The sequence below is a fragment of the Sulfitobacter sp. LC.270.F.C4 genome, assembly GCF_032922545.1.
GTDB classification, from domain to species: Bacteria; Pseudomonadota; Alphaproteobacteria; order Rhodobacterales; family Rhodobacteraceae; genus Sulfitobacter; species Sulfitobacter profundi.
This window is the reverse complement of record NZ_CP136692.1, coordinates 976,719-990,963: the sequence shown is the minus strand read 5'-3', so window position 1 is coordinate 990,963 and position 14,245 is coordinate 976,719. Positions and strand designations below refer to the sequence as shown.

The 14,245-nt window shown below is 63.8% G+C and carries 16 protein-coding genes; 5 read left to right on the top strand and 11 right to left on the bottom strand.

Features of this window, described 5'->3' with window-relative positions:
• Window positions 1-51: 51 nt before the first annotated feature.
• A complete protein-coding gene (locus R1T45_RS08735) occupies window positions 52-582 on the bottom strand; it encodes a gamma-glutamylcyclotransferase (RefSeq protein ID WP_067629545.1) in 531 nt (176 codons plus the stop codon).
• 66 nt (window positions 583-648) lie between these two features.
• Between R1T45_RS08735 and R1T45_RS08730 the strand changes: the two genes are divergently transcribed.
• Window positions 649-1,656 (top strand): DUF2125 domain-containing protein, encoded by a 1,008-nt coding sequence (locus tag R1T45_RS08730; protein ID WP_317390614.1) that lies wholly within the window; start codon window positions 649-651, stop codon window positions 1,654-1,656.
• A gap of 7 nt (window positions 1,657-1,663) precedes the next feature.
• On the opposite strand, the gene R1T45_RS08725 is transcribed toward R1T45_RS08730, so the two are convergent.
• From R1T45_RS08725 to R1T45_RS08705, 5 genes are all read right to left on the bottom strand, one after another.
• Window positions 1,664-2,458, bottom strand: coding sequence for an extensin family protein (locus tag R1T45_RS08725; protein ID WP_317390613.1), 795 nt, complete (start codon window positions 2,456-2,458; stop codon window positions 1,664-1,666).
• Window positions 2,455-3,375 (bottom strand): prephenate/arogenate dehydrogenase family protein, encoded by a 921-nt coding sequence (locus tag R1T45_RS08720; RefSeq protein WP_317390612.1) that lies wholly within the window; start codon window positions 3,373-3,375, stop codon window positions 2,455-2,457. The genes R1T45_RS08725 and R1T45_RS08720 overlap by 4 nt, the downstream gene beginning before the upstream one ends.
• Window positions 3,375-4,457 (bottom strand): histidinol-phosphate transaminase, encoded by a 1,083-nt coding sequence (hisC, locus tag R1T45_RS08715; RefSeq protein ID WP_120351740.1) that lies wholly within the window; start codon window positions 4,455-4,457, stop codon window positions 3,375-3,377. The genes R1T45_RS08720 and hisC overlap by 1 nt, the downstream gene beginning before the upstream one ends.
• Before the next feature lie 187 nt (window positions 4,458-4,644).
• Window positions 4,645-5,265: a 30S ribosomal protein S4 gene (gene rpsD, locus R1T45_RS08710; RefSeq protein ID WP_007118979.1), complete on the bottom strand. Its 621-nt coding sequence runs from the start codon at window positions 5,263-5,265 to the stop codon at window positions 4,645-4,647.
• Between the two features lie 168 nt (window positions 5,266-5,433).
• Complete coding sequence (locus R1T45_RS08705; RefSeq protein ID WP_317390611.1) at window positions 5,434-6,003, bottom strand: DNA-3-methyladenine glycosylase I; 570 nt, start codon at window positions 6,001-6,003, stop codon at window positions 5,434-5,436.
• 106 nt (window positions 6,004-6,109) lie between these two features.
• On the opposite strand from R1T45_RS08705, the gene R1T45_RS08700 reads away from it, so the two are divergent.
• The 3 genes from R1T45_RS08700 (at window position 6,110) to phbB (ending at window position 9,091) form a co-directional block, all read left to right on the top strand.
• A complete protein-coding gene (locus tag R1T45_RS08700; protein WP_120351742.1) occupies window positions 6,110-6,952 on the top strand; it encodes an EAL domain-containing protein in 843 nt (280 codons plus the stop codon).
• 164 nt (window positions 6,953-7,116) lie between these two features.
• A complete protein-coding gene (locus R1T45_RS08695) occupies window positions 7,117-8,292 on the top strand; it encodes an acetyl-CoA C-acetyltransferase (RefSeq protein WP_120352275.1) in 1,176 nt (391 codons plus the stop codon).
• 76 nt (window positions 8,293-8,368) lie between these two features.
• The gene (phbB, locus tag R1T45_RS08690; RefSeq protein ID WP_067629533.1) at window positions 8,369-9,091 is read left to right on the top strand and encodes an acetoacetyl-CoA reductase; all 723 of its coding nucleotides are present in this window, start codon (window positions 8,369-8,371) and stop codon (window positions 9,089-9,091) included.
• 188 nt (window positions 9,092-9,279) lie between these two features.
• Here phbB and R1T45_RS08685 read toward each other — a convergent pair whose 3' ends face one another.
• The 3 genes from R1T45_RS08685 to R1T45_RS08675 form a co-directional block, all read right to left on the bottom strand.
• The gene (locus R1T45_RS08685) at window positions 9,280-9,444 is read right to left on the bottom strand and encodes a YdcH family protein (protein ID WP_082849498.1); all 165 of its coding nucleotides are present in this window, start codon (window positions 9,442-9,444) and stop codon (window positions 9,280-9,282) included.
• 100 nt (window positions 9,445-9,544) lie between these two features.
• Window positions 9,545-10,312 carry a tRNA1(Val) (adenine(37)-N6)-methyltransferase gene (locus R1T45_RS08680; protein WP_317390610.1) on the bottom strand — a complete coding sequence of 256 codons (768 nt, stop codon included), beginning with the start codon at window positions 10,310-10,312 and terminating at the stop codon, window positions 9,545-9,547.
• Window positions 10,309-10,524 carry a DUF2007 domain-containing protein gene (locus tag R1T45_RS08675; RefSeq protein ID WP_040700850.1) on the bottom strand — a complete coding sequence of 72 codons (216 nt, stop codon included), beginning with the start codon at window positions 10,522-10,524 and terminating at the stop codon, window positions 10,309-10,311. Before R1T45_RS08675 ends, R1T45_RS08680 begins: the two co-directional genes overlap by 4 nt.
• A gap of 55 nt (window positions 10,525-10,579) precedes the next feature.
• On the opposite strand from R1T45_RS08675, the gene R1T45_RS08670 reads away from it, so the two are divergent.
• The gene (locus tag R1T45_RS08670; protein WP_132444265.1) at window positions 10,580-11,578 is read left to right on the top strand and encodes a polyprenyl synthetase family protein; all 999 of its coding nucleotides are present in this window, start codon (window positions 10,580-10,582) and stop codon (window positions 11,576-11,578) included.
• Here R1T45_RS08670 and R1T45_RS08665 read toward each other — a convergent pair.
• Both R1T45_RS08665 and R1T45_RS08660 read right to left on the bottom strand, forming a co-directional pair.
• Entirely contained in the window at window positions 11,575-12,447 is an 873-nt protein-coding gene (locus R1T45_RS08665) for a 4-(cytidine 5'-diphospho)-2-C-methyl-D-erythritol kinase (protein ID WP_317390609.1), read from the bottom strand. The genes R1T45_RS08670 and R1T45_RS08665 overlap by 4 nt on opposite strands.
• Window positions 12,444-14,153 (bottom strand): tetratricopeptide repeat protein, encoded by a 1,710-nt coding sequence (locus R1T45_RS08660; protein WP_067916233.1) that lies wholly within the window; start codon window positions 14,151-14,153, stop codon window positions 12,444-12,446. The genes R1T45_RS08665 and R1T45_RS08660 overlap by 4 nt, the downstream gene beginning before the upstream one ends.
• Window positions 14,154-14,245 lie beyond the last annotated feature (92 nt).

Sequence of the window (14,245 nt, the reverse complement as noted above, 5' to 3'; positions counted from 1 at the left end):
ATTCTGCTCTTGGCGCAGCTTACACTGAAACGGCGCGGAGTTGCCAAGTTTTTATGAGGCTAAAGCCTTTACGCGATCATGCAACCACTCCAATGCGGGGTCATGCAAGCCCACTTCGGAAAGATGCACGGCAGTGTTGATTAAATACTCGGTATTTGGCCCGCGGCCGCCTACGGCGCGTGCAATGATCTGGGCCTGTTCTTCCAGTGGCAAGCCGCCGCAATATTGGTCATGCGCCGCGTCGATCACATAGGTCACCGCCTCCACGTCGCGGCCATCGGTCAGATGCACGGTGAGGTTTTTCTCGACATAGGCCGAGGAGATCAGCTCACGTTCGCGCAGATAGTCCAGCGTCTGCGCCTCCTGCCCCGGAGCCACGCGCATCGCCATGCCTTCGCAGGCCGAGCGGACAGATTCGTCGAGCGCCAGCACCAGCCCCGGCTGCTCCACCGTGCCGCGGTGGTGGATCGAGCGCATGCAGAACGACCGCGCATAGCCCGGCAGCGTGGCGATCACGCTTTCCGCCACCTCAAAACCCGGGTTCCACAAAAGGCTGCCATAGCCAAATACCCACATTGTCATCCTGCTGGTCCTTTCTGCTGGCCTTCGGTAAACCGCATCTGAAGCACGATTTGAAGGGCTATCGAAATGCGGAAACTGGTTTGGCTGCTGATTGTGCTCGCCGTACTTTGGGGCGCGTGGTGGGCCACTGCGACGACGCAGATGCAAAGCACCCTGACCGGGCTGCTCGACACCCGCCGCGCGGCGGGGTGGGAGGTTACGCTCAAGGACATCAGCAAATCGGGATTCCCCCTCTCCTTGCAAAACCGGCTGAGCGGGCTTGCCGTGGCGGCCCCCGCCCGCGGCTTGGCATTTGAGGCCCCGCAGCTTGATCTTTCCGCCCCGGTCTGGTGGCCCGGCGACCTTTCTGCGCGCGCCTCGGTCGCAAGCGCCGCGCTGCCTGCAGGCGCGCTGCCCTTGACGCTGAACATACGTGACCTGCGTGCCGATCTGGCGCTGCACCCCGGGACCACGCTGCAACTCGAAGCGATTGAGTTCCGCAGCACGCATCTTGAGGTCAATGGCCCCGACGGGCTGTTGCTGGAAGCCGAAGAGCCCCGGATGCGGGTCACGCAGTCTTCGGGCGCGGCGCGGGACTATGACATTGCCTTGCTGCCCGGCGGAATCACCCCCGGCCCGCTGCTGCGCAAGGTTCTGGGGGACGGCGCGGTGCAGCCCGGCGGGCAGCCGATCCTGTCTGCGCGGATGGCCGTGACCTTTGCCCGCCCGCTGGATCGTCACAGCGCGGTGGCGGGCACCCTGCCGCAGATCGATGCGCTGACGGTTGAGAATGTCGATGCCGCATGGGGCGACGTGGCTCTGGGCGCCGAAGGCGCGCTGACCTTTGATGCCGAGGGCATTCCCGACGGGGTGCTGAGCCTGCGGGTCACCAATTGGACCAAACTGCTTGATGCGGGCGAACGTGGGGGTTTCCTGCCGCCCTCCATGCGCGGGCAGGTGAATACCATGCTGCGGCTGTTGGAGGCGCGGGGCGGCACGCCGGGCGGTCTGGATCTTGATCTGGTCATTGCCGATGGGCAGATGGTCCTTGCGGGCCTTCCGCTTGGCCCGGCACCGCGATTGATCCAGCCCTAAGCGGCCCTTAGCGGCAGTAGCTGCCGCTGCGATACCGCGCCGTGTCGAAATGGAAATGGTCTTGGTGATAGCGGTCTGCTTCTGGCCCAAGCACCGTGCCGAACGGCCCGCAAGCACCCCGGTGCATCCGCCGCATCGCCTTGCTGCTGCGGCGGGCGCGCCAGCCTTTTAACACGGTGATCAAGCTGCCGTCCGCCAGTTCAAACCCGGAGATATCAATCGCGCGGCCCTTACCGTGCTCGGATATCTTGCCGCCTTTGCGGTTGTTCCGCGTCCGGCAAGCGTAATGCGCCGCGACCCTTAGCTCTTTCAGCCCGCCGCCCTGCCCCGCCAAAGCGGGCACCGCCGACTGGCGCACCCATGTGTCCAGCGCCTTGGCCGTGGTGCAATCCATCACCGCGGCATTGCTGAGCTTGATGCCTGAGACGGAGCGCACTTTGACCGCGTTCTCGACCCCGCAACCGTTGATCTTGCCGGGCACCCGGCCCACCGGCGTGCCCTGTATTGCCAAGTCTCCGCAGACCGCGCCCTTGGCCAACATCTGCCGACGTGCGCGGGCGGCTTTCTCGATCTTGCGGCTGCGCAGCGCGGGGCGAAGCGAGGTTTCCATCCCCCGCCCCCCTTCAGCGGCAGCACGGGCGGCGGGGTCACGCTTGGGCTGTTCAATCGCGCCCGAGGGCACGACGATCAGCGGCAAGGTATCCCCATTGTCCCGCGGGACCGGGCGTTGCGAACTGTCCGGCCCCGCAGCGAGGGCGACTTGCCCCAGCACAATCAGCGGCAGGACAGCCCCGCCCTTCATGACTTGCGTGCCCCCCGGCCAAAGTCGGGCGCATCGGTGTCCTGCCCCGCCTCGATAATGCCGCGCCGGATCGCGCGGGTGCGGGTGAAATAGGCGTGCAGATGATCGCCGTCGCCGGTGCGGATCGCGCGTTGCAGGGCAAAAAGTTCTTCGGTGAAGCGGCCAAGGATCTCCAGCGTGGCGTCCTTGTTGGTCAGGAACACATCGCGCCACATGGTCGGATCGCTTGCCGCGATGCGGGTGAAGTCCCGAAAACCGGCGGCGGAATATTTGATGACTTCGCTGTCGGTCACCCGGCGCAGGTCGTCGGCCACGCCCACCATCGTATAGGCGATGAGGTGCGGCGCATGAGAGGTGACCGCAAGCACCAGATCGTGATGCTCGGCGTCCATCTCTTCGACATTGGCGCCCGCCCCTTCCCAAAGCGCGCGCAGCCGGGCGATGGCGTCCGCGTCGGTGCCTTCGACCGGGACCAGCAGACACCAACGGTTGTCGAAAAGCTCGGCAAAGCCGCTGCGCGGGCCGGAATGCTCGGTCCCTGCCAGCGGGTGCGCGGGGATGAAATGCGCGCCTTCGGGCAGATGCGGCCCCACCTGCGCGATCACATCGGCCTTGACCGAGCCCACATCCGTCACCGTGGCACCGGGGGCCAGATGCGGCGCGATTTCGGCGGCGACGGCCCCCATGACGCCGACCGGTACGCAGAGCACCACCAGACCGGCCCCCTTAACGGCTTCGGCGGCGCTGTCGCAGACGCGGTCGCAGAGGCCGATCTCGCGCGCCGTGGCGCGGGTCTCGTCGCTGCGGGCATAGCCTGTGACTTCGCCCGCCAGCCCGCCGCGTTTCATTGCCCAGAAAAGCGAGGAAGCGATCAGCCCCAGCCCGATCAGAGCGACCCTGTCATAGACCTGAGCCATCAGCTGCCCCCCTTGAACTGCCGCACCGCATGGACCACCCGGCGGCAGGCGCTTTCGTCGCCTACGGTGATGCGCAGGCAGTTGGGCAGGTTGTAGCCCGCCACCCGGCGCACGATCAGCCCTTGGGACTTGAGGTAGTCGTCGCAGGCCTCCGCCTCGGCCTGATTGGCGAAACGGGCCAACACAAAATTGGCAAGCGAGACATCCGAGGCCACGCCGATCTCGGCCAGCGCATCGGCGAGCCATGTGCGCCAGCGGGCGTTCTCGGCCCGGCAGTGGTCGGTATAGGCCCGATCACGCATCGCCGCTTCGGCGGCGTTGAGTGCGGCCTGCGAGAGGTTGAACGGCCCCCGCACGCGGTTGAGGACGTCGATCACATGGGCGGGTCCATAGCCCCAACCGATGCGCAGACCGCCCAGCCCGTAGAGCTTGGAAAAGGTGCGCGTCATCACCACGTTATCGCGCCGGTCCACCAGTGCGGCTCCGCCGTCGTAGCCCTCGACATATTCGGCATAGGCCCCGTCGAGCACCAAAAGCGCCTGCGGCGGCAGCCCCTCGGCCAGCCGCTCGATCTCGGCCAGACCGATCATCGTACCGGTCGGGTTGTTGGGGTTGGCGATGAACACCAGCCGCGTGGCGTCGGTACAGGCGGCGAGGATGGCATCTACATCGGTCACCCGCTCACGCTCGGGCACCTCTACGGGCGTGGCGCCCGCGGCGAGGGCAGAGATGCGGTACATGGCAAAGCCGTGTTCGGTGTGCACCACTTCGGTCCCCGGTCCGGCATAGGCTTGGCAAAGGAAGGCGATGATTTCATCCGAGCCCGCGCCGCAGATGATCCGCCCCGCATCAAGGCCCAGCACCTCGGCGATGGCGGCGCGCAGCGCGCTATGATCGGAAGACGGGTAGCGATGCAGATCATAGGCCGCGCGGCGGTAGGCTTCGACGGCGGCAGGGCTGGGCCCCAGCGGGTTTTCGTTCGAGCTGAGTTTGACCACATTATCAAGGCCCGCGACATGCGCCGCACCCCCTTGATAAAGGTCAATCTCCATAATGCCCGGTTGCGGTGCGATCTGTGTCATCTCGCTCTTTCCTCACGCTACTGCCGCCCTTCTATCGGGGCCGCAGCGGTGATGCCAGAATCATTCTGCATCCGCGCCTGCCCCGGACAGGCTGTTGCATTGCTGCGCCCCGGCCCGGCCCCGCGCAAAGAAAAAGGCCGCGCGGTGTGCACCACGCGGCCTTTCGATTGTCGACTGGCGAAGAAACTTAGTTCTTCGCGTAGAATTCCACGACGAGGTTCGGCTCCATCACAACCGGGTATGGCACGTCGGACAGACCGGGTGTGCGCACGAAGGTTGCTGTCAGTTTGGAGTGATCCGTCTCAAGGTAGTCAGGCACGTCACGCTCGGGCAGCTGAACCGCTTCGAGAACGGAAGCCAACTGCTTGGAACGGTCACGCACTTCGATGACGTCACCCTCTTTCACGCGGTAGGAGGGGATGTTCACTTTTTTGCCGTTCACACGAACGTGGCCGTGGTTCACGAACTGGCGCGCTGCGAAAACGGTTGCAACGAACTTGGCGCGGTACACAACGGCGTCCAGACGACGCTCAAGCAGACCGATCAGGTTTTCACCAGTATCGCCTTTAACACGCTCGGCTTCGCCGTAGATGCGGCGGAACTGCTTTTCGGTCAGGTCGCCGTAGTAGCCCTTGAGCTTCTGCTTGGCGCGCAGCTGGATACCGAAATCGGAAATCTTGCCTTTACGGCGCTGACCGTGCTGGCCGGGGCCGTATTCACGACGGTTCACCGGGGACTTCGGACGACCCCAGATGTTTTCGCCCATGCGGCGGTCTAGTTTGTGCTTGGCAGCTGTGCGTTTTGTCACGGCTGTTCTCCTTTATAAGGCCCCGAGGGGCGGTAAAGGGCGTTGTCCTTTGGCCGAAGCCCGACAGGCTTCCCCTTGCGGGGTCCACCAACACCAATGAAGGGGCGCTTATACGGTGCCATGGCCGGGAGTCAACGGGGGATTTCAGCAGGGGCAATACGCCCCGCCCTACCGCGCCATCGCCGCACAGGGGCCGTGGCGGTGGCAGGTCAGAATATGATCGTTCACCAGCCCGCAGGCCTCCATCCACGCATAGGTGATCGTCGGCCCACAGAACTTGAAACCGGCTTTCTTCAGGTCTTTGCTCACCTGTTCTGACAGCGCGGTTTTCGGCGGGACCTCAGCCTGTGTGGCAAAGCCGGGCTGCAACGGCACCCCATCCACATAGCGCCACATGAAGCTGTCAAAGCCCTCGCGTGCCTCAAGCTCCTGCCAAGCACGGGCATTGGTAATCGCGGCCTCGATCTTGCCCCGATGGCGGATGATGCCCGGATCGCCCAGCAGGCGCGTGACATCCGCCTCGCCCCACTCCGCGATCTGATGCGGATCGAACCCGGCAAAAGCCGCCCGAAAATTATCGCGTTTTTTAAGGATCGTGATCCAGCTTAGCCCGGCCTGAAATCCGTCGAGGATCAGTTTTTCCCAAAGCGCGCGACTGTCATATTCGGGCACGCCCCATTCGGTGTCATGGTAGGCTTGGTAAATCGGGTCCTCCCCGGCCCAGTCACAGCGCTGCATCTTTGCGTCTCCTGCCCGTGATCCACCGCGGAAAACGCCGCTGATTAAGACCGTGTTATCACCTTTGCGCCCATACCCACGGCAGGACAGAAAGAAGAGTACCGCCGTGCCCCGTCGATTCCAACGCCCTATCGCCGATATCCCCCCCGGAGGGGACAGCCCGCTTAACCATGCGGTAACGCAGCGCGATGCCGCGACCCTAGAAATGGTGCGCGACGCCGTGGCGCACCGTCAGACCCTGCTGGCCTTTCAGCCGGTCATGCGGGCCAGCGATCCGACGTCCATCGCCTTTCACGAGGGGTTGATCCGCCTGCTGGATCCCACTGGCCGCGTGATCCCGGCCAAGGATTTCATGCCAGCGATTGAGGATACGGAAACCGGGCGGCAGGTGGATGTTCTGGCCCTGCGCCTTGGCCTGAACGCGCTGCACCACCACCCCGGATTGCGGCTGTCGATCAATATGTCGGCCCGTTCCATCGGGTATCAGGAATGGACCCGCGTCTTGCGCCACTGGCTGGCCCGCGACGCGACCTTGGGCGAACGGCTGATTCTAGAGATTACCGAAAGCTCGGCCATGATGGTGCCGGAACTGGTGGCGAACTTTATGGATCAATTGCAGCCCTATGGCATTTGCTTTGCCATGGATGATTTCGGCGCGGGGCAAACCGCGATCCGCTATTTCAAGGATTTCTACTTCGACATCCTGAAACTTGACGGACAGTTCATTCGGGGCATCGCGACGAACCCCGACAACCGCGCCCTGACCGCCGCGCTGATGTCGATCGCCACACATTTCGACATGCTCACCGTGGCCGAATGCGTGGAGAACGCGGCCGACGCAGCGGTCCTGGTCGAGATGGGTGTCGACTGTTTGCAGGGCTACCATTTTGCCGCCCCCACGACCCGGCCCGCCTGGCTTGGGTTCGACCGCATGCGCGCCACAGGCTGACCGGGTAAAGAGGGTAACGCCATGTCGGCAGCGTGGCGCTGCCTGCTCAGTTGCCGCATTGCAGCGCATCCGCTATCACTACCTTAGAGGGACGGGAGCGCCCACGCCCGACGACGGCGCGTGTCGGTGTGCCCCCGCCCAACAAGGTAGAGGAAAGTCACATCATGACCAATGTCGTCATCGCATCCGCCGCCCGTACCGCCGTGGGCAGTTTCGGCGGGGCGTTTGCCAATACACCCGCCCATGATCTGGGTGCCGCCGTTCTAAAAGAACTGGTGGCCCGCGCCGGGGTCGACCCGTCCGAAGTCTCTGAGACCATTTTGGGGCAGGTGCTGACCGCCGCTCAAGGCCAGAACCCTGCGCGTCAGGCACATATCAATGCGGGCCTGCCGAAAGAAAGCGCCGCTTGGGGCATCAACCAAGTCTGTGGCTCGGGCCTGCGCGCCGTGGCATTGGCGGCCCAGCACATCCAACTGGGGGATGCGAACATCGTCGCCGCTGGCGGTCAGGAGAACATGACCCTCAGCCCCCACGCGCAGAACCTGCGTGCGGGTCAGAAGATGGGCGATCTGCAGTTCATCGACACGATGATCCGCGACGGTCTGTGGGATGCGTTCAACGGCTACCACATGGGCCAAACTGCCGAAAACGTCGCCGAAAAATGGCAGATTTCCCGCGACCAGCAGGATGAATTCGCCGTCGCTTCGCAAAACAAGGCCGAGGCCGCGCAGAAAGCTGGCAAATTCGCGGATGAGATCGTCGCCTACACGATCAAAACCCGCAAAGGCGAGACTGTCGTTGATCAGGACGAATACATCCGCCATGGGGCCACCATGGAAGCCATGCAAAAGCTGCGCCCTGCCTTTACCAAAGACGGCTCGGTCACTGCGGCCAACGCCTCGGGCCTGAACGACGGTGCAGCCGGGGCCCTGCTGATGAGCGCGAATGACGCCGAAAAGCGCGGCATCACCCCATTGGCGCGCATCGCCTCCTATGCCACGGCAGGTCTCGACCCGTCGATCATGGGCGTCGGCCCCGTCTATGCTTCGCGCAAGGCGCTGGAGAAAGCCGGTTGGAAACCAGAAGACCTCGACCTTGTGGAAGCCAACGAAGCCTTCGCCGCGCAGGCCTGCGCCGTGAACAAGGAAATGGGCTGGGATCCGGAAATCGTGAACGTCAACGGCGGTGCAATCGCGATCGGGCACCCAATCGGCGCCTCCGGCGCGCGCGTGCTCAACACTCTGCTGTTCGAAATGCAGCGCCGCGGAGCCAAAAAAGGTTTGGCGACGCTGTGTATCGGCGGCGGTATGGGTGTTGCCATGTGTCTTGAGCGCCCCTAAAACTACAATTGGCGCGCAATTTTGTTGCGCGCCAAAACATGCAATTGCAAGAACATTACCTTGAGGGAGGAGCTACATGTCACGCATCGCTTTGGTCACCGGGGGCAGCCGCGGCATTGGCGCGGCCATTTCCACCGCGCTGAAAGACAAAGGCTATACCGTCGCCGCCACCTATGCGGGCAATGACGAAGCCGCCGCAAAATTCACCGAAGAGACCGGCATCAAGACCTATAAATGGAACGTGGCAGATTACGACGCCTCCAAAGCCGGTATCGAACAGGTCGAGGCCGATCTGGGCCCCATCGAGGTGGTTGTCGCCAACGCAGGCATCACCCGCGATGCGCCTTTCCACAAGATGACCCCCGATCAGTGGAACGAGGTCATCGCCACCAACCTCACCGGGGTGTTCAACACGATCCACCCGGTCTGGCCCGGCATGCGTGAGCGGAAGTTCGGCCGTGTCGTCGTGATCTCTTCGATCAACGGCCAGAAAGGTCAGTTCGCCCAAGTGAACTATGCCGCGACCAAGGCGGGCGATTTGGGCATTGTGAAGTCATTGGCCCAAGAAGGCGCGCGCGCAGGCATCACCGCCAATGCGATCTGCCCCGGCTATATCGCGACTGATATGGTCATGGCCGTGCCCGAGAAGGTCCGCGAAAGCATCATCGCGCAGATCCCCGCGGGGCGTCTGGGGGAGCCTGAGGAAATCGCCCGCGCGGTGGCCTTCCTCGTCTCTGACGACGCGGGCTTCATCAATGGTTCGACCATCTCAGCCAATGGCGCGCAATTCGTCGTTTGATCGACGCCAGCATGGAATCGAAAAGGCCAGCCCCTCGACGGGCTGGCCTTTTTCATTGCGGCGGGAGGGGCCGTTCACCCATCACGCTCAGTATCGCTTCTGGCATCCCCCTGCCCTAGGCAAAGGCTGCCGCCCCGCCCCAGCGAAACGACAGCCCTCGAATGAAAATCTCAGTTCACGGGGTGAGGTCAGCTCGACAGGCGGCTAATCTCCTCCTTCAGGCGCAGTTTTTCCTTCTTCATGGAAGCCACTTGTAAATCGTCCATACCGGGGGCGCGTTGCGCGGTTTCCACCGCCTCACTCATCGCCTGATGCTTGCGCTTCAGGGTGTCCAGATGTGCGTTCAAAGCCATACAATCCTCCATGATTGGTGTGTGGAATTTCAGTGGACCACAGCGCGACCCACAAGTCACGCAGCACCGCAGCATAGGGGTGAAGTTGGTAAAAAAACGCTTAAGAAGTAGGATAAGTCAGCGGCGCGCCGCGACGCAGGACCGCTTCGATTTCCGGCACATAGCTTTTGCCATCCGATTCATGCCGCGCGCCAAGGTGCATAGCGTAGCTGTGATAGAGCCGGAAAGCACCGCGGCCATTCTTGCGGGCACGCAAAAGAATCAACTCCGGCATCCGCCCCGCGCGCGAGGCCAGAGGCAGCACTTCGACCGATCCCATCTCATGCGGGAGGGCGGCCAGAATCTCGGGCAGCCGTTCTGCGCGGTGGATAAAATGTGCCTGCCCTTTGGGTTTGAGCCGCCGCGCCGCGGTGCGAACCCATTGCCGCAGGGGCGTGGCTTCGCCCAAGGCGGTCTCTCGCCCCGGATCGCGGGACTGAACCGAGGCGGCCCGGTCGAAATAGGGCGGATTGGCCAGAACGTGGTCAAATTGTCGCTGCCGCAGATGCAGGGGCATGTCGGTCAGATCGGCCTCGACCACCTCCAGCGCCGCGCCGCCATTACGCCGCGCGAGTTCGGCATAGGCAGGTTGCAGCTCACACCCCGTCAGCGCCAGCCCCGGCACCCGCGCGCCCAGACAAAGCACCGCCGCACCGACCCCACAGCCCAATTCCAGCACGCTTTGCCCCGCCGTGGCCTCAATGCTCGCGGCCAGCAAAACAGGGTCCACCCCGGCGCGGTAGCCCCGCCCCCGGCGCGGCTGCCAGAGGTGCAGCTTGCCGCCCAGAAAGGCGTCACAGGTCAGGTCATCTTCGGCGAAACGGGTCACAGCCCCAGCGGAATCTCATTGTCGCGCATCACCCGCAAAGCGGCGTCATGGTCATCGGGGTGCACCATCAAGCGGCGCGGGAAAATCCCGATGCCGCCTTCGAGCACGCTCATGTTTACGTCCATTTCAAAGCAGTCTATATCCTCCCCCCTGAGAAGGGCGGTGGCAAAGGCGATGATGGTCATATCGGTGCTGCGCAAAAGTTCCTTCATATCAAAGATGTAGAGCCGGATCACCGGCATGTCGAGCGGGACGCGGGAAATGATGATGAAAAGTGATGCAACGGCCAAACCGCACGACCGCATGGCGGCCTATCTAAGCGATGATATGGCGGCGGTCAGCGCCCTGATCCGTGAGCGGATGGCGTCGAAGCACGCCCCCCGCATTCCCGAAGTCACCGCCCATCTGGTCGAAGCTGGCGGCAAGCGCCTGCGCCCGATGCTGACACTGGCCGCAGCGCGGATGTGCGGCTACGGCGGCCCCTATCACGTCCATCTCGCGGCGACGGTGGAGTTCATCCACACCGCGACCCTGCTGCATGACGATGTAGTGGACGAAAGCGCGCAGCGCCGCGGGCGGCCCACGGCGAACCTTTTGTGGGACAATCAGTCCTCGGTGCTGGTGGGCGATTACCTTTTCGCGCGCAGCTTTCAGTTGATGACCGAACCGGGCTCAATGCCCGTCATGCGAATCCTGTCGAACGCCGCCGCGACAATTGCCGAGGGGGAGGTCTTGCAACTGACCGCCGCGCAGAACCTTGCCACGGATGAACAGGTCTACCTGCAAGTCGTGCGTGGCAAGACGGCGGCGCTGTTCTCGGCCGCGACCGAGGTGGGCGGCGTAATTGCCGACGCGCCAGAGGATCAGGTCAAAGCGCTTTACGACTATGGGGACGCGCTTGGCATCGCCTTCCAGATCGTTGACGATCTTTTGGATTATCAAGGCGATACAGGGGCCACGGGCAAAAACGTCGGCGACGATTTCCGCGAGCGCAAGCTGACCCTGCCAGTGATCAAGGCCGTTGCCAAAGCCGATGAGACCGAGCGCGCGTTTTGGGTGCGCACCATTGAAAAGGGCAAACAGGAAGAGGGCGATCTCGACCATGCGCTGATGCTCTTGGGCAAACACGATACGCTGACGGCAACACAGCGCGATGCGCGGGACTGGGCAGAAAAGGCCCAATCGGCCCTTGCCCCCCTGCCCGACCATGAGTTGAAAGACATGTTGATCGATCTGGCCGACTACGTCGTCAGCCGGATCAGCTAAGCGGCCAAGATCGGCGCGGCGGCGACCCACCACTGGGGCGCGGCACGGCTGATGCGGTGGGCCGCGTTCTCGGCCTGCGACGCGGTGGCGTAGAGACCGAAACAAGTCGCGCCCGATCCGGACATCCGCGCCAGCGCCGCATCGCTCAGCGCCTCCAGACAGGCCCCGATGATCGGCTCCCGCGCGATGGCGGGCGCGGCGAGGTCATTGCGCTGTTCGCCCAGAAAATCGATGAATTCAGTAAAGCCCGTGAAGGTCGGGATCACCTCCGGCATCGGCGGTTGGTTCTTATCGGTCAGGGCCGAAAAAACGGCAGGCGTCGGCACATCGACGCCGGGATTCACCAACACCATATGGCAGGGCGGCAGTGGCGAAAGCGGCGTGAGGATCTCCCCCACCCCCTGCATCCGCTGCGGGCCGCGTGTCAGGCAGACCGGCACATCCGCCCCGAGCCGCGCCGTGTCTGCGGGCAATGGGACGCCCCAATGCGCGGCAAGCAGGTCCAAAGCCGCCGCCGCATCGGCAGAGCCGCCGCCGATCCCTGCCGCCGCGGGCAGATGTTTCTCCAGATGCAACGCGGCACAACGGCCCGCGCCCGCATCCAGCATTTCTGCCGCGCGCAGGACGAGGTTGCGCGCATCGGTTGGCACCCCTTCAGCACGCGGGCCGCTCACGCTGAGGGTCAGGGCGTCGGCAGCCGCCACATGCAGCGCATCGCCCACGCCCGCCCGCACCACCAGCGAATCCAGCAGGTGATAGCCGTCAGCGCGCTGGCCGGTGCAATGCAGGGTCAGGTTCACCTTGGCCCAAGCCATCCGCGACGCCGCAGCGCCGGGACCAGCGGGTGCCCCATTGTTCGGAAGGCTCATTCGTCTGCAGCAACCTTCAGCGGGGCCGCGCCCTCTTCGGACAGCACGGCATCAAGCCCGACTTCCAGCTTGCGGCGCATCCGCTCAGGGTCGGCCTCGGAATCCGCATCCGTCAGGTCCACGAAAGACAGCGCCCGACGCCACTGGAACTCGGCCTCGCGCTGGCGGCCCACGGCCCAGTAGACATCGCCGAGGTGGTCGTTCACCACCGGATCCACCGGCTCCAGCTCCACCGCGCGCTCCATCTGCTCGACCGCCTCTTCGTAGCGGTCCAAACGGTAGAACACCCACCCTAGCGAATCGACGATATAGCCACTGTCGGGGCTAGCCGCGACGGCGCGTTCGATCATGTCCAACGCCTCGTCCAGGTTGCGCTGTTGTTCAACCAGCGAGTAGCCGAGGTAGTTCAACACCTGCGGCTGCTCGGGATTCAGCTCAAGTGCTGCGCGGAAATCGGATTCTGACCCTTCCCAATCGCCGCTGCGCTCTTTGGCAATGGCACGGGCGTAGAACAGCACCCAGCGGGCGCGGGCGGTTTCAGGCGTAAGCGCCAGCGCTTCGTCGTAGGACGCGATGGCCGCCTCATAGTCTTCCTCCGCGCGCAGCATGTCGCCCAGCGTGGAATGCACCACCGCCAGTTCCCCATGACTGCGGGCGAGTTGCTCCAGCACTTCGATGGCCTGCGCCGTCTTGCCCGAGCGCCGCAGCGCATCGGCGCGGCCCAATTCCGCAGCGTGATAGGCGGGGCTGTCGGCAGGCAGAGATTTGTACTCGGCAATCGCCAGATCATGCTCGCCGAGGTTTTCCAAAAGGCTGGCCGTCAGCAAAAGCGCATCGACATGATCGGGGCGCAGATAGCGCGCGATGCGCGAGTAGAGCAGCACATAGTAGTCCCCCGCCGCTTCGTTGCGCAGCACGGCGGCAAAGGTGAAAAACACCTCGGCCATACCCGCTTGGGCGTCGGGCATATGGCTGAAGGGGGCCGGTGCCTCTTGCTGCAGGGCCTCGATCAACCGCGCGATTTCGGGATCGGTATCTGCGCCAAAGCCGTCCGAGAGCACAGCCAGCGCATCGTCGCTACGCCCCAGTTGGCCAAGGATCTCGGCATGGGCCATGACCCCGCGCCGGGTCTGGCCCGCAGCGCCCGCTTCGCCACTGTCAAAGATCGCCTCTGCCCCTTCGAAGTCACCCACACTCGCCAGCGCGAGGGCCTTGTGATACATCACAAAGCCCTGCATCCCGGCCTCTTCGCTGAGGCCGTCAAATGCAGCCATGGCGGCGGTGACATCGCCTGCGCCCATATGCGCCCAAGCCTGCACCAACCCGCCGACCCAAGGGCCGATGGAAGATGTGTCCCGCTCTAACAGGGCCTTGTAATCACCCTCTTTCGCCATCGCGGCCACGAGGGTCATCTCGGCCACTTGGCTCTTGGTGCCGAGGGTGATCATGTTGCGCGCCAGCGGCAGCGCCTTATCCACCCGCCCAAGCGAGAGATAGGACAGCACCGCGCTTTCCATCAGTTCGATGTTCTTGGGATCACGGGCCAGCGCCTCGGTGTAGTAGCGCGCGGCTTCGGGGTAATCGCTGTTCACGGCGGCATGCCGCCCCGCCAGATAGGGGCCCGCGATCGACTGCGCCATCAGTGGCGCAGAAAGGCCGATGCAAAGCGCCGCAACGCTGGTGAAACCTAGGACATTCCGAAACATGCAAACCGCCTCATATCGCTTTGCGCTCAGGCTATCATCTCTGTGCCCGGGCGCAATGGCGGGGCCGCGATGAGGCATGCAGCCGACAGGAT